21 protein-coding genes are annotated in these 16,965 nt (G+C 72.5%); 10 read left to right on the forward strand and 11 right to left on the reverse strand.

What is annotated here, in order from left to right; translation table 11 throughout:
• Complete coding sequence (locus ACZ4MU_RS29265) at window positions 1-756, reverse strand: S1 family peptidase (RefSeq protein ID WP_467882239.1); 756 nt, start codon at window positions 754-756, stop codon at window positions 1-3.
• Between the two features lie 293 nt (window positions 757-1,049).
• On the opposite strand from ACZ4MU_RS29265, the gene ACZ4MU_RS29270 reads away from it, so the two are divergent.
• The 5 genes from ACZ4MU_RS29270 to ACZ4MU_RS29290 all read left to right on the forward strand — a co-directional run bounded on the left by ACZ4MU_RS29270 (window position 1,050) and on the right by ACZ4MU_RS29290 (window position 4,049).
• Window positions 1,050-1,733: a hypothetical protein gene (locus ACZ4MU_RS29270; RefSeq protein ID WP_467882240.1), complete on the forward strand. Its 684-nt coding sequence runs from the start codon at window positions 1,050-1,052 to the stop codon at window positions 1,731-1,733.
• Between the two features lie 235 nt (window positions 1,734-1,968).
• Complete coding sequence (locus tag ACZ4MU_RS29275) at window positions 1,969-2,244, forward strand: hypothetical protein (protein ID WP_467882242.1); 276 nt, start codon at window positions 1,969-1,971, stop codon at window positions 2,242-2,244.
• A gap of 104 nt (window positions 2,245-2,348) precedes the next feature.
• The gene (locus ACZ4MU_RS29280) at window positions 2,349-2,651 is read left to right on the forward strand and encodes a hypothetical protein (protein ID WP_467882243.1); all 303 of its coding nucleotides are present in this window, start codon (window positions 2,349-2,351) and stop codon (window positions 2,649-2,651) included.
• Window positions 2,652-2,849: 198 nt separating this feature from the next.
• Entirely contained in the window at window positions 2,850-3,347 is a 498-nt protein-coding gene (locus tag ACZ4MU_RS29285) for a peptidylprolyl isomerase (protein ID WP_467882244.1), read from the forward strand.
• A gap of 150 nt (window positions 3,348-3,497) precedes the next feature.
• Window positions 3,498-4,049: a DUF2165 domain-containing protein gene (locus ACZ4MU_RS29290; RefSeq protein ID WP_467882246.1), complete on the forward strand. Its 552-nt coding sequence runs from the start codon at window positions 3,498-3,500 to the stop codon at window positions 4,047-4,049.
• A 34-nt stretch (window positions 4,050-4,083) separates the two neighbouring features.
• Here ACZ4MU_RS29290 and ACZ4MU_RS29295 read toward each other — a convergent pair whose 3' ends face one another.
• A complete protein-coding gene (locus ACZ4MU_RS29295) occupies window positions 4,084-5,589 on the reverse strand; it encodes an SDR family oxidoreductase (RefSeq protein WP_467882248.1) in 1,506 nt (501 codons plus the stop codon).
• Between the two features lie 179 nt (window positions 5,590-5,768).
• Between ACZ4MU_RS29295 and ACZ4MU_RS29300 the strand changes: the two genes are divergently transcribed.
• Window positions 5,769-6,122 carry a nuclear transport factor 2 family protein gene (locus ACZ4MU_RS29300; protein WP_467882249.1) on the forward strand — a complete coding sequence of 118 codons (354 nt, stop codon included), beginning with the start codon at window positions 5,769-5,771 and terminating at the stop codon, window positions 6,120-6,122.
• 30 nt (window positions 6,123-6,152) lie between these two features.
• On the opposite strand, the gene ACZ4MU_RS29305 is transcribed toward ACZ4MU_RS29300, so the two are convergent.
• The 4 genes from ACZ4MU_RS29305 to ACZ4MU_RS29320 form a co-directional block, all read right to left on the reverse strand.
• Complete coding sequence (locus tag ACZ4MU_RS29305) at window positions 6,153-6,602, reverse strand: VOC family protein (protein WP_467882251.1); 450 nt, start codon at window positions 6,600-6,602, stop codon at window positions 6,153-6,155.
• A gap of 217 nt (window positions 6,603-6,819) precedes the next feature.
• Window positions 6,820-7,113: a hypothetical protein gene (locus tag ACZ4MU_RS29310; protein WP_467882252.1), complete on the reverse strand. Its 294-nt coding sequence runs from the start codon at window positions 7,111-7,113 to the stop codon at window positions 6,820-6,822.
• A 102-nt stretch (window positions 7,114-7,215) separates the two neighbouring features.
• Window positions 7,216-8,253 carry a PHP domain-containing protein gene (locus tag ACZ4MU_RS29315; protein WP_467882254.1) on the reverse strand — a complete coding sequence of 346 codons (1,038 nt, stop codon included), beginning with the start codon at window positions 8,251-8,253 and terminating at the stop codon, window positions 7,216-7,218.
• A 145-nt stretch (window positions 8,254-8,398) separates the two neighbouring features.
• A complete protein-coding gene (locus tag ACZ4MU_RS29320; protein WP_467882256.1) occupies window positions 8,399-8,851 on the reverse strand; it encodes a subtilase-type protease inhibitor in 453 nt (150 codons plus the stop codon).
• 399 nt (window positions 8,852-9,250) lie between these two features.
• Between ACZ4MU_RS29320 and ACZ4MU_RS29325 the strand changes: the two genes are divergently transcribed.
• On the forward strand, window positions 9,251-9,457 hold the full coding sequence (locus ACZ4MU_RS29325) for a hypothetical protein (RefSeq protein ID WP_467882258.1): 207 nt from the start codon (window positions 9,251-9,253) through the stop codon (window positions 9,455-9,457).
• Window positions 9,458-9,488: 31 nt separating this feature from the next.
• On the opposite strand, the gene ACZ4MU_RS29330 is transcribed toward ACZ4MU_RS29325, so the two are convergent.
• From ACZ4MU_RS29330 to ACZ4MU_RS29350, 5 genes are all read right to left on the reverse strand, one after another.
• Window positions 9,489-10,016 (reverse strand): ATP-binding protein, encoded by a 528-nt coding sequence (locus tag ACZ4MU_RS29330; protein ID WP_467882260.1) that lies wholly within the window; start codon window positions 10,014-10,016, stop codon window positions 9,489-9,491.
• Between the two features lie 347 nt (window positions 10,017-10,363).
• A complete protein-coding gene (locus tag ACZ4MU_RS29335) occupies window positions 10,364-11,665 on the reverse strand; it encodes a radical SAM protein (RefSeq protein ID WP_467882262.1) in 1,302 nt (433 codons plus the stop codon).
• 217 nt (window positions 11,666-11,882) lie between these two features.
• Window positions 11,883-12,818 carry a hydroxymethylbilane synthase gene (gene hemC / locus ACZ4MU_RS29340; protein ID WP_467882264.1) on the reverse strand — a complete coding sequence of 312 codons (936 nt, stop codon included), beginning with the start codon at window positions 12,816-12,818 and terminating at the stop codon, window positions 11,883-11,885.
• Window positions 12,819-13,039: 221 nt separating this feature from the next.
• The gene (locus ACZ4MU_RS29345) at window positions 13,040-13,486 is read right to left on the reverse strand and encodes an SPW repeat protein (RefSeq protein WP_467882266.1); all 447 of its coding nucleotides are present in this window, start codon (window positions 13,484-13,486) and stop codon (window positions 13,040-13,042) included.
• Between the two features lie 146 nt (window positions 13,487-13,632).
• Entirely contained in the window at window positions 13,633-14,496 is an 864-nt protein-coding gene (locus ACZ4MU_RS29350) for a hypothetical protein (RefSeq protein WP_467882267.1), read from the reverse strand.
• Window positions 14,497-14,689: 193 nt separating this feature from the next.
• Here ACZ4MU_RS29350 and ACZ4MU_RS29355 point away from each other — a divergent pair, with 193 nt between their 5' ends.
• The 3 genes from ACZ4MU_RS29355 to ACZ4MU_RS29365 all read left to right on the forward strand — a co-directional run bounded on the left by ACZ4MU_RS29355 (window position 14,690) and on the right by ACZ4MU_RS29365 (window position 16,963).
• A complete protein-coding gene (locus tag ACZ4MU_RS29355) occupies window positions 14,690-15,208 on the forward strand; it encodes a winged helix-turn-helix transcriptional regulator (protein WP_467882269.1) in 519 nt (172 codons plus the stop codon).
• Between the two features lie 85 nt (window positions 15,209-15,293).
• Window positions 15,294-16,220, forward strand: a complete 927-nt coding sequence (locus tag ACZ4MU_RS29360) for a ketopantoate reductase family protein (protein WP_467882271.1) — start codon at window positions 15,294-15,296, stop codon at window positions 16,218-16,220.
• Entirely contained in the window at window positions 16,217-16,963 is a 747-nt protein-coding gene (locus tag ACZ4MU_RS29365; RefSeq protein ID WP_467882273.1) for a thioesterase II family protein, read from the forward strand. Before ACZ4MU_RS29360 ends, ACZ4MU_RS29365 begins: the two co-directional genes overlap by 4 nt.
• Window positions 16,964-16,965 lie beyond the last annotated feature (2 nt).

The following is a 16,965-nucleotide window of genomic DNA, read 5'->3' on the forward strand; positions in this document are numbered from 1 at the left end:
CTACAGGCCGAGCTCCGGCGCCACCGTGCTCACCTTGGTGAACACCGAGACCGGGTGCTGGGTGTCGCAGTACTTGTTGCCGGTCGAGACGATGCCGATCAGCTTGCCGTCCGCGACCAGCGGACCGCCCGAGTCGCCCGGGCAGATGCTGTCGGTGGTGCCGGTGCGCGGCAGGCCGCAGACGCGGAGGTCGCGGGTGTCGGCGGGTTCGGTGTAGGGGGCGCAGGATGCCTGCGGGGCGAGCCGGAGCGTGGCCTGCTTGAGCCGGGTGCCGAGGACGTTCGGGCCGGTCATGCCCCACCCGTACACGGTGGCCGTACGGCCGTCGCGGTACAGCGCGGTGTCCTTCTTTCCGGCCAGGGGCAGCGGCTTGTACGGAAGGGGCTTGTCGAGCGTGATGAGGGCCGCGTCGTGGTCCAGGTTCCAGTTGAAGTCGGGGGCAACCGCGAACCGCGCGACGTGGCGCACCCGGCCGCCGGTGGAGTTCAGGTCCGCCCGGCCGCCGACCACCAGCAGGGCCTCGGGGTCCGCCGCGTTCGCCAGGCAGTGCCCCGCGGTGAGGACCTTGTCCGGCGCGATCAGCGTGCCGCCGCACCACTGCGAGCCGTCGGGGCTCTCCAGGACCACCGCGAACGAGGGCGTCCCCGTGGCGTTCCCGCCCCCGTGCACGGCGGAGGCCGGGACGGCACCGGCCGCGACCAGGGCGGCGGCGGCCACGACCGCGCCCACGACGGCGCGGATCGTCTTCTTCGGCATGGCTTTCTCACATTTCGTCAGGGAAGGGCGGGACCGGCCGGCCCCGCGGTCCCACACTCCCGGCGGGCCCGTCCCGGCCGCCAGCCCCGGCGGCGAGTTGGGGACGCCGGGATGTTCCGACGGCTCTGACCTGCGCATATGCCGAGTCCTGGAACGGGGAGGTGGGACGCGTACGGCGGAGGCCCTCCTCTTTCCACCTTGCGCGGGAGGAAGTTCCGACCGTCAGACAGGGCGATCGCCGCGCCGATACGGTGTGCGGGCGAATCCGTATGCGGTGTCGGGGACGGAGTGCGATGGCGAGACGTGGGGGGCGCGATCGTGTATGGCTGGCCGGTGGCGCGGGGGCGGCGGCGGTCGGCGCGGTCCTGGTCTGGGCCCCGGGCGGGGTCCTGTCGTGGTCGGGCGGGGTGGCTGCGGCCGCCACCGCCGCGTATCTGAGCCAGGACCTGCCCCGGCAGTTCAGCGACCGGCTGGCACGGCGCAGGGCGCGCGAGGACTCCGGCACGGCGGTCCCCGTCCTCGTCTCGGCCCGGATCAGGAACCAGGACTACGTGGCGCTGGACGAGGGCGGCCGGGTCGTCGAGATCCCGGCGAGCGGGCACACGCTCCGACTGGTCGCGACCGGTGCCGGAGCACTGCCGGTGGTGCTGACGGAGCTGCGCGTCGAGGTGATCGCACGGGCGGACCGCCGCGGGGACCTCTCCCGGCACGCCGCCGAGATCCCGCTGCGGCGGTTCGAGGTGCTGCTCGACGCGGATCCGCCGCGCGTACGCCCGCTTGGCGGCAGCGACTTCCCCTACCAGGTGGGCCGGGACGCGGTGGAGGTGTTCGACCTGGAGGTCAGGACCGAGGCCGGGGACGTCACCTGGGTGCTGTGGCTGGACTGGTCCTGCGCGGGCCGGACCGGAAGCGTCCGGGTGGACCTCGGCGGCCGTCCGTTCCGCACCGCAGGCCGCCACGCGCGTCCGGCCCACTGATGGCGCCCGGCCCCGCAGGCAGGCCGCCGAGCGGCTCACCGCCCCGGAGGGACCCGCCGGGGGTGGTCTCCAGCACCGCGTCGGCGAGACCGGCGAGTCGGGCGAGGCGCTGTGCGCGTACGAACTGGCCTGTCTGCTGGACGAGAAGGGCGACCGGGCCGGGGCCGAGCGATGGTGGACCGCCGCGGCCCTCGCCGGACACCTGGAAGCGGTGCTGCGGGTCGCGCAGGTGGCAATGAACGATCACGACGACCTCGACGGGTGTCTGTCCTGGCTGCGGATCGCCGTCGAGGACGAGCGAACGCCGGTGGACCGGCTGGCGACGGCGGCGGACGCGCTGCGGCGGCTCGCGGGCGGGCTGTACGACGCGACGCGCCCCGACAACCCGGACGCGCTCGCGGCCTGCGCCCTGGCGGTCGAGGCGTACGAGCGGCTGCGACGCCTGGATCCGGCGGCCCACGAGGAGGCCTACGGCCAGGTACGCGACTTCCGCGCGCGCCTCGGCCGGTAGCGGAACCGGCCCAATCCCGCTGCCGGCGCGGCGGGTTGGCTTGGCGGTCCGGCGCTCCGGGCATAGCCCTACCGTTCCGCTGTGCACCCGGCGAGGAGGGGCGTGTGGACAAGGACGAGGAGCGGCGGCTGCGGGCCATCGCGCCGGAGATCACCCGTACCACGATCGACCTGCTGCGTACGGTCGTCGGGATGGAACCCGCCGAGCGGGTGCCCGAAGAGGCGCTGCGGGCGGCCGACCGGGTGCTGGCCAGGCACGGCCCCGACGGGCTGCGGATGCTGGTCATGAGCATGGCCGGATGGGCGGCGGTCGGCATCGAGTCGAACGCGCGCCTGACCGGCAAGACGCACGAGGCCTGCCTCGACGAGATGGAGCTCACCTGCCTGGAGGCCAACGCCGACGGCTGACACGCACGCCTGACGCGAACGGCTGACACGAACGGCTGACGAGGGCCCGCGTGGGTCGTGTGGAGGGCCGCACCCGGCCGCCGACCCGGTCGTGGCACCCGCTCCGACCTGGGCCGTCGTCCCGCCCGTAGCGGTGAACGAACCCTCGTGAGGGTGCCCGGAGCGCGGGTTCGCCGGACGGGATGTCAGGATGGGGGCATGACGACCAAGGTCTACTTCGACATCACCATCAACGACGAGCCCGCCGGGCGGATCACCTTCAACCTGTTCGACGACGTGGTCCCCAAGACCGCGGAGAACTTCCGCGCGCTCGCCACGGGCGAGAAGGGCTTCGGCTACGCCGGTTCCTCCTTCCACCGCGTGATCCCGGACTTCATGCTCCAGGGCGGCGACTTCACCCGCGGCGACGGCACCGGCGGCAAGAGCATCTACGGCGAGAAGTTCGCCGACGAGAACTTCACCCTCAAGCACGACCGCCCGGGTCTGCTGTCCATGGCCAACGCCGGCCCGAACAGCAACGGCTCGCAGTTCTTCGTCACCACCGTCGTCACCGGCTGGCTGGACGGCAAGCACGTCGTCTTCGGCGAGGTCGCGGACGAGGACGGCATGAAGCTCGTGCGGAAGATCGAGAGCCTCGGCTCGCAGAGCGGCAAGACCAAGGCGAAGATCACCATCGCCGAGTCCGGCCAGCTCTGACGGTCCCCCTCCGTCAGCGGTCCGCCGACGGCGGTCCGAGGGGCACACGTCCTGCGTGGGCCCCTCGGCGCCCGGCGGCACACCGCGCCACCGGGGTGGACGATTCCGGGGCGCGGGTTTCACCCGTGGCACCGCCGGGGAGAGTCGGGCATGACCCCAAGGCCCTCCTCCAGGCCCCCGCTGCGCCGACGGGCGGGCGCGCTCCCCGTGCTGCCTCTGACCGCGGCCCTGCTCACCGCAACCGTCGCGCTCTACATGGCACTTGTGGCGCTCGGGAACATCACCGACTTCGGCACCAACCGCGCCTTCGTCCACCACGTCCTGGCCATGGACACCACGTTCAAGGACCCCGACCTCACCTGGCGGGCCATCGATTCCACCGTCCTCCAGGACGTCGCGTACGTCCTGATCATCGTGTGGGAGACGGTCGCCGCGCTGGTGCTCGTCGCGGCGGGCGCGGTGTGGGCGCGGGCGCTGCGCGGCGGCGGGGCCTTCGTACGGGCGCGTCGGCTGAGCACGGTGGGGCTGCTGATGGTGCTGCTGCTCTTCGGCGCGGGGTTCATCGCGATCGGGGGCGAGTGGTTCGCGATGTGGCAGTCCAAGAGCTGGAACGGGCTGGAGGCGGCGACGCGCGACTTCGTCCTGGCCGCGTTCACCCTGCTCGTCGTCCACCTCCCGGGCGTCGAGGAGCGGAACGTCTGACGCCGGGCCGCCCCCGTCCCTCCCCGTCGCAGCGTCAGCCCTCCCGCCCCCCTGACACCCGCGTCGCCGCCCGGGTGATGTTGCGCGCCATGCCTCCGAAGACCACGGCGTGGAAGGGCGACACGCTCCACCAGTACGCGTGCCCGAGCAGCCCGTGCGGATGGAACAGGGCGCGCTGGCGGTAGCGGGTGCGGCCGTCGGGTTCGCGTTCCGCGTACATCTCCAGCCAGGCGAGCCCCGGCAGCCGCATCTCGGCGCGCAGCCGCAGCAGATGCGGCCGGGTGATCTCCTCCACGCGCCAGAAGTCCAGCGAGTCCCCGACCCGCAGCCGTGCCGCGTCACGGCGTCCCCGGCGCAGCCCCACGCCGCCGGACAGCCGGTCCAGCCAGCCGCGTACGGCCCAGGCGAGCGGGAAGGAGTACCAGCCGTTCTCCCCGCCGATGCCCTCGATGACCCGCCACAGCGCCTCCGGAGAAGCGTCCACCACGCGCTCGCGGCAGTCGGTGTAGAGGCTGCCGCCCGCCCAGTGGGGGTCGGTGGGCAGTGGCTCGCTGGGGGCCCCGGGGAGCGCGGCGGAGGACCAGCGGGTGATGACGTTGGCCTCCTTGATCCGCCCCAGGGCGAGCGCGATCGCCTCGTCGAAGCCGATGGGCGTGCCGGGCGGGTCCGGCACGTACCGCGCGATGTCGTGCCCGTGGCAGACCATCTCGTGGCGCAGGGACTCCGCGAGCGGTCGCGCCAGGCCGCTGGGGACCGGGGTGACCAGGCCGATCCACTCACTGGAGAGCCTCGGCGGCAGCATCGGCACTCGCAGGATCAGCCGGTGCGACAGCCCGGCGACCTCCGCGTACCGGCGCATCATCTGCTCGTAGCTGAAGACGTCCGGGCCGCCGATGTCGAAGGTGCGGTTGACGTCGGCGGGCAGCCGGGCGCTCCCCACGAGGTAGCGCAGCACGTCCCGTACGGCGATCGGCTGGACGCGGTTGCCCAGCCAGCTCGGGGTGATCATCACCGGAAGCCGTTCCGTCAGATGGCGCAGGATCTCGAACGACGCCGATCCGGAGCCGATGATGACGGCGGCCCGCAGCACGGCCGTCGGCACGGACGAGCCGAGGAGGATGTCGCCCACCTCCGCACGTGAGCGCAGATGCGGCGACAGCTCGCGCTGCGGTACGCCCGCGGGGATGAGGCCGCCGAGGTAGACCACGCGCCGGACCCCGGCGGCCGCGGCCTGCTCGGCGAAGATGCGGGCGGCCGAGCGGTCGGTGGTCTCGAAGCCGCGTCCGGTGCCGAGCGAGTGCACCAGGTAGTACGCCACGTCCACGCCCCGCAGCGCCGCCCCGACCGACTCCGCGTCCGTGACATCGCCCCGTACGGTCTCCACGCGCCCGGCCCACGGGTGGTCGCGCAGCTTCCCCGGGGTGCGGGCCAGACATCGCACCCGGTACCCGGCGTCGAGGAGCTCGGGCACCAGCCGGCCGCCGATGTAGCCCGTCGCGCCGGTCACCAGGACCAGTTCCGGGCCGTCCTCGCTCTTCATACCGCCTCCGCCGCTCGCGCTGCCCTGCGCCCACGATCTCCCGCGGACACCGTTTCCGCACGGCACGACACCGTTTCCGGCCGTACGGTTTGCCCCGGCCGCCCCGGCGGAGGAGGCTCGAAGCGTAGGCCCCTCGCGGCCCACCAGGCGCGGGCCGCGACCTTCTGGAGGAGGTCATCATGGGCACCGCCTTCGACACGGAGACACTGCGCCGCGGCATCGAGGGCCACGACGCGAAGGCCCTGCTGTCGCTGTACGCGGACGACGCGGAGATCCGCGTCGTCGACCGCAACAGCCAGCCGAGCCGCCCGATGGTCATGCACGGCCAGGGCGAGATCTCCCGGATGCTCGACGACGTCTACGGCCGGGACATGACGCACAGGGTGGAGCGGTGCGTGGTCCAGGGCGACACCGTCGCGTACACGGAGTCCTGCGAGTACCCCGACGGCGTACGGGTGCTGGCCAGCTCGATGATGTCGCTCAAGGACGGCAAGATCGTCGACCAGACCGTGGTGCAGGCCTGGGACGAGTAAGTCCCCCCGGGGGACGAGGACGGCGAGCGGCTACTGCACGCAGAACTCGTTCCCCTCCGGGTCCGCCATCACCACATGGTTCGTGCCGGGCTCCACGACGACCTGGAGCACGGTCGCCCCCAGGCCCCGCAGCCGCTCGACCTCCGCCTCGCGCTGCTCGGGGCCGAAGTGCAGGTCGAGGTGGAGGCGGTTCTTGACCTGCTTGGACTCGGGGACGCGCTGGAAGAGCAGCCGGCGGCCGAGGCCCATGCCGGAGGCCACGTCCACCGGGTCGTCGGGATGGCGTACGGCGGCCAGGGTGCGCCAGGCCGTGCGGTCCTCGGTCCGCGTGTACAGCTCGTCGGTGACGGCGCCCGCCGCGGCCAGCCGCTCGATGAGCGCGGTGTGGTCCTCCACCTCGTAGCCCAGGGCCTCGGCCCAGAACACGGCGAGGCTCTGGGGCCGGGCGCAGTCGACGACGAGTTTCCAGTGGACGGCCATACGGCTCTCCCGGTGGTGGGACGCCTTCGCGGGCGTTCGGGGTGTCGCGGGGGTGCGCGCGGTGACGGGAACGGGGCGCCCCCGTGTGCGTGCGGGGGCACCCCGTCAGGTGCGCTGAGCGATTCCTACCGGCATGTGCGGCCCTCGGACAGCCGGCTTTCGGCCCGGTCGGCGAACACGTGTCCGGCCGTGGTCCGCTGTCCGTACGCCGTGCTCCTTATCCCAGGCCCGGCAACAGGCCCATGACCGGCGCGACCGGGTCGGTGACCTGGTGGAGCTGCTTGAGGTCGTTCAGCTTGTTCAACTGGGCGAGCTGGGGCCCCACGTGGGGGATCCGGGCGCGCTCCTCCGCCGGGACGGAGCTGTTCACGAGCCCGTCGAGCACGGCGATCGGGGAGACACCGGCGCGCTGGGCTCCGAGCGGGCCCGCGGCGCTCGCCGCGGAAGCGCCGATGCCCGAGACGCCGGCGGCGAGGGCGAGGACTGTGGCGATACGTCGTGTTGAGATCACGCCCTGACAACCGGCCGACGCCACCGATGGACACGGCCACCCGGCAGCCTCACCCGGGAAGACGACGCCGCCGGGCCACGGCGAGCCGGTGCCGCCCGCGCGTCAACCGCGCGCCGGTGTCCGGCCCTCCCGCGTCCACGCCAGCAGTTCCTCGCGCGTCCACGCCGTGACGACCCGCTCGGCCGGGACCTGGCACTCCTCCGCGCGGGCACAGCCGAAGACCTGCCAGTCGAGCTGGCCGGGGGCGTGCGCGTCGGTGTCGATGGAGAACAGCACGCCCGCGTCCACCGCCCGCCGCAGCAGTCTGCGCGGCGGGTCCAGGCGCTCGGGGCGGCTGTTGATCTCGACCGCCGTGCCCGACTCGGCGCACGCGGCGAAGACCTCGTCGGCGTCGAACTCGGACTCGGGCCGCCTGCCCCGGCCGCCGGTGACCAGCCGGCCGGTGCAGTGCCCCAGGACGTCGGCGTGCGGGTTGCGGACCGCGGCGACCATCCGGCGGGTCATCGCGGCGGCGTCCATGCGCAGCTTGGAGTGGACCGACACCACCACGACGTCCAGCTGCTCCAGGAGCTCCTCCTCCTGGTCGAGCGAGCCGTCGTCCAGGATGTCGCACTCGATGCCGGTGAGCAGGCGGAACGGCGCCCACCGCTCGTTCGCCTCCGCCACGGCCTCCAGCTGCCTGCGCAGCCGTTCCGGGGAGAGGCCGTTGGCGACGGTCAGCCGGGGCGAGTGGTCGGTGAGGACCGCCCACTCGTGGCCGATCTCCGCGGCCGCCCACCCCATCTCCTCGATGGGGCTGCCGCCGTCGGACCAGTCGGAGTGGAGGTGGCAGTCGCCGCGCAGGGCCGCCCGCAGCCGCTCACCGCCCTCGGCCAGGGGCGCCGAGGCGCCTTCCTCCTCCAGCCGCCGCAGATACCGGGGCTCCTCACCCGCCAGGGCCTCCAGCACCACTTGGGCGGTCTTCGGACCGATCCCCCGCACGGACTCCAGCGACCCGGCGCCCGCCCGCTTCTCGACCTCGCCGTCCGCCATGTCCGCGATCACGTCGGCGGCCGTACGGAACGCCTTGACGCGGTACGTGGGGGCCTGGGTGCGCTCCAGCAGGAACGCGATGCGCCGCAACGCCGTCACCGGGTCCATCGCCACCTCCGACCGTCCCCATTGTCCGCCGCCACCCCGCCCGGCGCACTCCGCGCGCGGGTGCGGACCGGGTGGCACGCGGGCGGGGCACCCCCTCCGGGGGTGCCCCGCCGTTCGTACGGACGCGCTGTGTGCGGCCGCTCGGTCAGAACTCGAACACGATGCCCTGGCCCGCCTGCTTGAGGCAGGGGTTGGCGAACGTGTACTTGTACGACACGCGCTGGCCCTCCCACACGCCGTCGGCCGTGACCGTCACCGGCTTCCACTCCTTGGTGCACACCACTCCGGCCGGCGGGCCCGCCGTGATCGCGGCGAAGTCGCCGCGGTTCAGGCGGAGCTCCTGGCAGGCCCCCTTGGCGTCCGGGTGCGTGCCGGAGGGGGCGGGCGCGCAGGTGAGGGTGACCGCGCGCAGCACGGAGGCACCGTCGTCCCCGGTGCCGGGCGCCACGGTCAGGACGAGCGCGGAGGGAGCGTAGAGGCTCATCGCGACACCCCGGGTGTCATGCTGATCGGCGCCGGCCGCACCCGGTACGGCGACCGCTGCGCCGGCCAGAGCCAGCGCGGCCACCAGAGTCGTACGCCCAAGCGTCTTACGCATATCGAACACTCCTGTCATTCAGGGACGGATGAACGAGGGCGAGTCTTGCCCAGGTCCCGGGGTGCCGCAGCGCGTTGTATACGGATCCGGTCACACTCCGCCACGCCCCGATCGCGCAAAGTCGCAGGCCAGGGCCACCCGAACGATCGGACGGGCTGATGGGTGCTCGCGGAGAAGAAGGCGCAAAGCTGCCTCTGCTTGGGTTTCTAAAGCAACGAGAACATTGAATCTTGAATAGTAAGGTTTCGACGGGAGTTCATTCGCGGGCCACCGCCGGGATCCCCGGACGCGCCCGAGTGGCGCCGCCGGACGTGCGGGGAGCCGGGACGCCAGTCAGAGTGAGGGCGGTGCCGCGCTCCCCACCCGGCACCCCCGGGCCCCACGAAGGAGCAGCACACGATGGAACACCGCATCGTCGCCGAGATGACCGAGCCCGAGGGCACGCTCAAGGAGTGGCACATGGTCCGCGCCGGCCAGGACGTGTCCATGTGCGGGCGCGCACTCGACATGAGCCGGCCGCAACTGCCGTCCGACGCCTGGGGAACCGAGCAGGCGCGGCCGTTCTGTCACACCTGCGGCGCCCTGTTCCTGCGCGAAGTGCCGTGAAACAGGGCGCCGGGGCCGTACCGCCGCCGGACTATCCGCACAGATGCGGCTCCCGCTCCAGCGGGACGCCCACCGGGCGGCGCACCGGCATGGCGGGCGGGCGCTGCGCCGCGGCCAGCACGGGCAGCGGGTTCATCCGGACCAGGGCCTGCGCGTCGGGCGCCTCGGCCCGCAGCGTGAACCAGACGACCTTGCCGCCGTCCGTGGCGTGGGTGCCCCAGCTGTCGCTGAGCGAGGCGACCATGGCCAGACCCCGGCCACGGGCCGCGAGCGGCTCGTCGCCGCCGAGGACGGGCAGGCGCGGGTCGCGGTCGAGCACGGCCGCGGTGAGCCGGCGGCCGGTCCAGCGCAGTTCGAGCGTGCAGTTCTTGTCACCCTCGGCGTGCCGGAACACGTTGGTGAGCAGCTCGCACACACCGAGGCTGACCGGCTGGATCAGGCACTCGAGCTTCCAGTACCGAAGGTGTGCGGCGACGATCCGGCGGATCTGCGGCACCCGCTCGGGGGCCGCCTCCAGGTCCAGGGTGTACTGACGGTTGACTTCCACGACCACGCCCACGACTGCGCTCCTCATCAGGACGGCCGGCGGAGACCGGCTGCTGCCGCTTTGACATGACAGCCCCGAGAAAGCGGAAAGTAGTCACTCAGATACAGAGCGAACGCAATCAGCGTGACCCCATCCGGGTGAACACGCAACACAAGCGCCCGGGCGGCACGGCTGCACCCCAGGCCAGGGCAGCAAAAGAGCCCCGGCAGGACGGGGGAGACCCGCCGGGGCTCGTACAGGGAGCGGGTGAACCGGCGCCTCAGCGCGGCCCGCATATAGATGAATCATAAACCATGGCTGGAGTGCCTCTTGACTGGGGCGTGCTTCCCGGATCCGGCGCCTCGGATCCGGGCGCGCCCCTAGACCGGCAGGCTGTCCATGAAGGAACTCACCGAGAACACCGCGTTCCCCGGCCCCGCGGGCCCGTAACCGGGCGGGGAGGTCAGGCCGTACTCGTCCATCGTCGCCCGGTACGCCTCCAGCAGGCGGATGTGGTACTCGAGCGGCGCGCCCTGCGGGTTCGCCCTGCCGAGCGGGGTCGTCGGTTCGGGGCACCAGGTCGTGAAGCGCGGGGTGATCCCGCGCGACATGAAGTAGCGCAGGCCCTCGGTCGTGGAGGCGATCGCCTCGTCTACCGTGGTGAAGCCGAAGGGCTCGGCCATCTCCACACCCGCGACGAAGTTCGGGATCACCTGGCGCGGGCCGAAGATCTCCGCCGAGTCCAGGATCCGCCGGTGCCACTCGTCGCGGCCGACGTACTCCTCCTTGCCCGGGCAGTACAGCTCGAACAAACGCCGGTCCCACACCTCGTAGTTGGGGTGGTAGATCCGTACGCCGTAGTCGTGGAAGCGTTGCACGTCCTCCTTGGGCAGCGCCTGGGCGACGACCTTGCCGGTCCAGCGGCCGGGGAAGCGCTCCTCGATGGCCTTGGCGTACATCCCGTAGAAGTCGGCCTCGTCGCGTCCGCCGACGTGCGAGGTGATCGCACCGCCGGTGAGGGTGTACGCGGTGGACGCCTTGGCGGTGTCGTACCGGTCGATGATCTCCAGCGCCTCCAGGATCTCCTCGACCGGCTTCACGCCCGTGTAGGGGCGTCCGGCGGCCTTGTGCTGGCGCCAGTTGTGGTTGATGTCGCAGTACTGGCACTCCTGCTTGGCGCCGAAGTACTGGCAGACCCGGAACACGGTCAGATAGATCAGATAGCCCCACTGGATCGTCGGGGCCACCTCCATCACGGACTTGCCGTTGGACAGCTTGTGCTTGTAGTACTCCGGCATCGGGGGCAGCCCCACGTCGGAGATCCGCCTGCCGTCCAGGTACAGGCCGAGCATGCCGTGGTCGTCGGCCGCGACCCGGTACGGGGACGCCGGGTTGACGCGCACCGACACCACGGTGCGGCGCAGGCCGTACGGGCCGCCGGTCAGCACGATCTCCTCCGGCGGGCGGCGCAGCGCGGCCGCGCCGAGCTCCGGCAGGGTGCGGTGGTCGAAGGAGAAGATGAAGTACGACTTCGGCTTGACCTCCCCGGACTCGTTGTCGCTCAGCGCGGAGTCGTCGAAGGCCATCCCCCCGCGCAGCAGATCTTCCTTGATCACGGCTTCCCGGGGCACTCCCGGGAACCGGGCCATCAGTGATTCGACCTCATCGGTACGGCTGAGCATCTGCGGGCGTCCTCCGGTCCAGTCGCTTTCCTGTCCCACTGAACCTATGCTCTCGCCGGCTTCGCCGATCAACTGGGCATCGACGACGAAGCCGGCGAGCGAGGGCCACGCTAGCGGCGGCCCGGTCTTCGCCGGATCGGTCCCAGGTCGCGCTTCTCCTCCGCCCAAAGGCGTAGGCACCGCGGGCGCAGGCCGGGCGTCCGGCGCCCCGGCACGCTCAGTGGCCGATCGAGTCGATCAGCTCGCGGGCGCCCTGGCGCAGCAGGGTGACCGCGACGGAGGTGCCGAGGGTGGCGGGGTCGAGCGGGCCCGCCCACTCGTGGGCGTTGAGGACGGTCTTGCCGTCGGGGGTGAACACACAGGCGCGCAGCGAGAGATCGCCGTTGCGGGCGGCTCGCGCGTATCCGGCGATCGGGCTGTTGCAGTGGCCCTGCAGGACGTGCAGGAACATCCGCTCCGCCGTCGCCTCGCGGTGGGCGTCGGGGTCGCCGAGGTCGCTCACCAGGTCGATCAGGTCGCGGTCGCCCTCGCGGCACTGGAGGGCGAGGATGCCGGCGCCGATCGGGGGGCACATCACCTCCGGGGAGAGCACCTCGGTGATCGCGTCGGTGCGGCCGATGCGCTCCAGGCCCGAGGCGGCGAGCAGCAGGGCGTCCGCGTCACCCGCGGCGAGCTTCTCCAGGCGGCGGTTGGCGTTGCCGCGCATGGGGACGCAGCGCAGGTGCGGATGGGAGGCGGCGAGCTGGGCGACGCGGCGGACGGAGGAGGTGCCGATACGGGTGCCGTCGGGCAGCTCGTCGAGGGTGAGGCCGCCGGGGTGGATCAGGGCGTCGCGGATGTCGTCGCGCTTGAGGAAGGCGGCGAAGACGGTCCCCGCGGGCAGCGGACGGTCGGCGGGCACGTCCTTGACGCAGTGCACGGCGAGATCGGCCTCCCCCGCGAGCAGCGCGGCGTCCACCTCCTTGGTGAACGCGCCCTTCCCCTCGACCAGCGAGAGGTCGCCCATCCACGTGTCACCGGTCGTCCTGACCGGGACGACCTCGGTGGCCACCCGCGGGTGCAGGGCCGCGAGTTCGGCGCGTACGCGTTCCACTTGTGCGAGTGCCATGGGCGAGTCTCGCGAGACGATCCGGATCAGCTCGGGGGTGGACATGCGTCCACGATAGGGGCAGCGCGCGGATATCGCGCACAACACCCCTGGGGCTCCAGAGGCTGTGCCCGGCAGGGGAGTTGACGCCCGGCCCGGGCCCCCGGCGTATTCGGATCATCAGCCGATGGGGCAAGCCGGTCCCGCCGGACACGGGCGGGCCCCCGGCCGCGGCTGGCACGGGCGGGGGCCCCGGGAAGGGCGGCTGTGCGGGCAGCCGCCGTGGATCAGGTGGCCCTCTTGTTCTTGCTCATCAGCATGCCGCCCGCGACCAGCGCGAACAGGCACACCGCGCCACCGGTGACGACGTTGCTCAGGACCGCGCCGGTGCCGGGGTGGCGGGCCACCACCCAGGGAGCGGCGATCAGCCAGGCGCCCATCAGCAGGACCACGAGGTTCAGGTCCTGCGACCGCTCCGGGACGATGGACATGCACAGGCCCACGACCGCGAGGGCGATGCCGACGATCAGGTTGGTCAGGGCGAGCGTCGGCAGCGAGCCGGAGAAGTGCACGGTCCAGCCGGAGATGGCCGCGTAGATTCCGGCGAGGATCACCAGCTCCTCGACCGCCGCGACCCCCCTGGTCCGCAGCACCGCCGCGTACCTGTCCCGCATCTCCGGTACGTCGGGGTGCCCGGAAAGGTCACCTGATCGGTGGTGAGAGACGTCGGCCATGCGACTCGCCTCCTTCTGGTGTCCGCAAGTCCTGGCCCCGATGCGACATCCGGTCGCGGTTCCAGTGTGCTCTTATCCGTCCTTTATGCGAAGTTTTGCCGTTATCCGATATCTACAGAACTTATGGGCGTTCTATGTGGACACGCTCAGGCCGTGGCCTCGGCAGCCGCCAGCGCCCGCCGGCTGCGCCACCGCCACCATCCGCGCCGCAGGGCGGCGGGCCCCAGATCGACGCGGCCGTGCAGCAGTCCCAGCACGACGGCCATGCCCACCGCGATCAGATGTTCACGGCCGGCGAGATTGGGCCTCACCATCGCCTCGAAGAGCATCGAGCCACCGGTCAGGGCGAACACCACCGGAGCCCGGCGGACCACCGAGAGATAGGTGAACAGGCCGACCACGGCCGCCGAGGGCCCGGTGTCCAGCACCTGCCCGATCTCGCGCGGCAGGCCCAGGCCGCCCCAGGCACCGGGGCCGAGCGCGATCATGACGCGCGCGCTGAGCGTCCCGGCCAGCGTGGTCACGTACGCGATCACCAGGGTCCGGGCCCGGCCGAGGGCCAGCTCCGCGAGGGCGAAGCCGAGGAAGAGCTGGGTGAGGCCCGCCCAGACGGGCAGGTCGAGAGCCGGGACGAAGAGCGAGACGGGGGTGCGCAGCAGCGCCAGCCACAGGGGCAGATCGGCCTTGACCTCACCGGTCAGCCGGACCACCACCGCACCCGCCCCGGTCAGATGAATGGCGTGGAAGACGGTCACCGCCACACAGGCGAGCACGCCCAGGAAGAGGCCGCGCAGACCGCGGCGGACCAGTTGTCGCACGGGATCGACCACAATGCCCTGGAACTCGCCGCGCAGGGTGCGCACGACGAACCGCGCGAACCGCGCGGGCGGTTCGGCCCAGCGACGAGGGCCCCCGCCGCTCGTCGCGGGCGGCGCGTCCACCGCTCCGGCTCCCCGGACGGCGTCGCCGCCCCCCACCCCGTCACGACGGTCGTCGGCAAGTCGGAACACTGGTCGATCAACCCCTCAACGCTGCAACGCCCGGCAGTCACGACATTCGGCGCGTAGCTCCCCACGTACCCCCAGATCGTGCACCAGGTCGAACACGCGCCGCGCACGGGGGTCAACACCAAGGTAATCACCGCCGGGAGGAGCTTCAAGGATTTGGTTCACTCACCGAACCATTCTGGGCTAGGGTCGGCCGATGACCCTGCCGCGCGACTACACCGGCCAGTCCTGCTCCCTCGCACGCTCCCTGGAGGTCGTCGGGGAGCGCTGGACGCTGCTGATCGTGCGGGACGCCTTCTACGGGGTGCGCCGCTTCGGCGAGTTCGCGGCGCACCTCGCCGTCCCCCGCGCCGTCCTCACCGACCGGCTCACCACCCTCACCGAGGAGGGCGTCCTCACGAGGGTGCCCTCCGGGCGCCGCGAGGTGTACGAGCTCACGCCGAAGGGGGTGGCGCTGTGGCCGGTGGTGCGGGCGCTCACCTCCTGGGGCGACGAGCACTACGCGCGGGGCGGCCCGCGCCGGGTCTACCGGCACGCCGCCGACGACGCGCCGATCGCGGCCGACGGTCGGTGCACCCGCTGCGACCTGGCGGTGGAGGTGGCGGACATCCTCGTCACGCCCGGCCCCGGACTGGCCCCGGCGGACGAGGGCGACGACCCGGTGACGGTGGCCCTGAGCCGCCCCCACCGGCTGCTCCAGCCCCTGCGCGGCTGAAACCAGCCCCTCCCACCATCCCCTCGCACCACGATGTCCCCATGTCCACGAAGTCCACGAAGTCCACGACAAAAGGTGTACGCATATGAAGATCCTCGTCGTCGGCGCCGGAGCCACCGGCGGCTACTTCGGCGCCCTGCTCGCCCGCGCGGGACGCGACGTCACGTTCCTGGTGCGGCCGGGGCGCGCCGCCGTCCTGCGCGAGCGGGGTCTGCGGCTGACCGGTTCGGGCGAGGACGAGGTGCTCACCCCGCGCCTGGTCACCGCCGACGAGCTCACCGCGCCCTACGACCTGGTCCTGCTGTCGGTGAAGTCCACCGCCCTGGAGCGGGCCGTCGAGGACCTCGCCCCCGCGGTCGGCCCGGGGACCGCGATCGTGCCGCTGCTCAACGGCATACGCCATCTCGACGTGCTCAACGGCCGCTTCGGCAAGGAGGCCGTGCTCGGCGGGGTGGCCAAGGTCATCACCACGTTGAGCGAGGAGGGCGACATCGTCCGCCTCGCGCCGCCGGCGGTCCTCGTCCTCGGCGAGCAGGACGGCGGCGCCTCGGCCCGTACCGAGGAGATCCGCGCCGTACTGGCCGGGGCGGGCGTCGACGCGAGCGTGTCGCCCGACATCCTCGCCGCGATGTGGCACAAGTGGGTCTTCATCACCACCCTGTCCACCGTGACCTGTCTGATGCGCGGCGAGGTCGGTGACGTCGTGGCCGTCCCGGGCGGCGCCGGGCTCGGTCCGGCCGTCCTGGCCGAGGGGGCGGCGGTGGCGGCCGCGGCGGGGTTCCCCGTTCCCGACAGCGAACGGGAGCTCACCACGTCCCTGGTCACGCAGGCCGGTTCCACCTTCGCCTCCTCCATGTACCGCGACGTCATGTCCGGTTTCCCGACCGAGGTGGAGCACATCTTCGGTGACCTGACCGCGCGCGCCCGCGCGCTGGCGGTGCCCACGCCGCTGCTCGACCTGGCCACCGCGCAGCTGCGGGTGCACCAGCACCGGGTGGGGGCGGGGCGATGACGGGGAGCCCCTGGATCAAGCGGTTCCATCCGGCGCCGCAGGCCCCGACCCGGCTCGTCTTCTTCCCGCACGCGGGCGGCTCGGCCACCTCCTTCTTCGCCGCCGCCGGGGCCCTGGCGCCGGAGGTCGACGTGCTGGCGATGCAGTACCCCGGACGCCAGGACCGGTTGGCCGAGCGCCCGATCGAGGACATGGGCACCCTCGTCGACCGCGTCACCGAGGAACTGATGCCGTGGACCGACCGGCCGCTCACGCTCTTCGGCCACAGCATGGGTGCCTCCGTCGCCCACGAGGTCGCGCTGCGGCTGGAGGAGAAGGGGGTGCGCCCGCTCGGCCTGTTCGCCTCGGGCCGGGCCGCTCCCTGCGTACCCGTGACCCGCCGGCTGCACCTCGCGGGCGACGACGAGCTGGTACGCCACCTCGGGCAGCTGTCCGGCACGGATTCCCGACTCCTCGCCGAGGAGTCTTTGGTGCGGATGGTGCTGCCCGCGCTGCGCGCCGACTACCGCGCCCTGGAGACGCACCGCCCCGAGCCGGGCCGGCCGCTGACCTGTCCGGTGGTGGCCCTGTGCGGCGACGCCGACCCGGTGGTCGACCCCGACGACGTGGCCCGGTGGGAGCGGCACACCTCGGGGCCCTTCCGGATGCGGGTCCTCGGCGGAGGTCACTTCTTCCTGGACGCCCATCTGGCCGTCGTGGCGCAGGAGGTCCACGACCACATCGCGGCGGCGACGGCACACTGAGG

The sequence above is a fragment of the Streptomyces sp. NPDC026377 genome (assembly GCF_055567715.1).

Excerpts from the sequence above, each read along its gene's own strand:
- ACZ4MU_RS29265 (WP_467882239.1), bottom strand. The coding sequence starts at position 756 with ATGCCGAAGAAGACGATCCGCGCCGTCGTGGGCGCGGTCGTGGCCGCC.
- ACZ4MU_RS29270 (WP_467882240.1), top strand. The coding sequence starts at position 1,050 with ATGGCGAGACGTGGGGGGCGCGATCGTGTATGGCTGGCCGGTGGCGCG.
- ACZ4MU_RS29275 (WP_467882242.1), top strand. The coding sequence starts at position 1,969 with ATGAACGATCACGACGACCTCGACGGGTGTCTGTCCTGGCTGCGGATC.
- ACZ4MU_RS29285 (WP_467882244.1), top strand. The coding sequence starts at position 2,850 with ATGACGACCAAGGTCTACTTCGACATCACCATCAACGACGAGCCCGCC.
- ACZ4MU_RS29290 (WP_467882246.1), top strand. The coding sequence starts at position 3,498 with ATGACCCCAAGGCCCTCCTCCAGGCCCCCGCTGCGCCGACGGGCGGGC.
- ACZ4MU_RS29295 (WP_467882248.1), bottom strand. The coding sequence starts at position 5,589 with ATGAAGAGCGAGGACGGCCCGGAACTGGTCCTGGTGACCGGCGCGACG.
- ACZ4MU_RS29300 (WP_467882249.1), top strand. The coding sequence starts at position 5,769 with ATGGGCACCGCCTTCGACACGGAGACACTGCGCCGCGGCATCGAGGGC.
- ACZ4MU_RS29305 (WP_467882251.1), bottom strand. The coding sequence starts at position 6,602 with ATGGCCGTCCACTGGAAACTCGTCGTCGACTGCGCCCGGCCCCAGAGC.
- ACZ4MU_RS29315 (WP_467882254.1), bottom strand. The coding sequence starts at position 8,253 with ATGGACCCGGTGACGGCGTTGCGGCGCATCGCGTTCCTGCTGGAGCGC.
- ACZ4MU_RS29320 (WP_467882256.1), bottom strand. The coding sequence starts at position 8,851 with ATGCGTAAGACGCTTGGGCGTACGACTCTGGTGGCCGCGCTGGCTCTG.
- ACZ4MU_RS29325 (WP_467882258.1), top strand. The coding sequence starts at position 9,251 with ATGGAACACCGCATCGTCGCCGAGATGACCGAGCCCGAGGGCACGCTC.
- ACZ4MU_RS29335 (WP_467882262.1), bottom strand. The coding sequence starts at position 11,665 with ATGCTCAGCCGTACCGATGAGGTCGAATCACTGATGGCCCGGTTCCCG.
- hemC (WP_467882264.1), bottom strand. The coding sequence starts at position 12,818 with ATGTCCACCCCCGAGCTGATCCGGATCGTCTCGCGAGACTCGCCCATG.
- ACZ4MU_RS29345 (WP_467882266.1), bottom strand. The coding sequence starts at position 13,486 with ATGGCCGACGTCTCTCACCACCGATCAGGTGACCTTTCCGGGCACCCC.
- ACZ4MU_RS29355 (WP_467882269.1), top strand. The coding sequence starts at position 14,690 with ATGACCCTGCCGCGCGACTACACCGGCCAGTCCTGCTCCCTCGCACGC.
- ACZ4MU_RS29360 (WP_467882271.1), top strand. The coding sequence starts at position 15,294 with ATGAAGATCCTCGTCGTCGGCGCCGGAGCCACCGGCGGCTACTTCGGC.
- ACZ4MU_RS29365 (WP_467882273.1), top strand. The coding sequence starts at position 16,217 with ATGACGGGGAGCCCCTGGATCAAGCGGTTCCATCCGGCGCCGCAGGCC.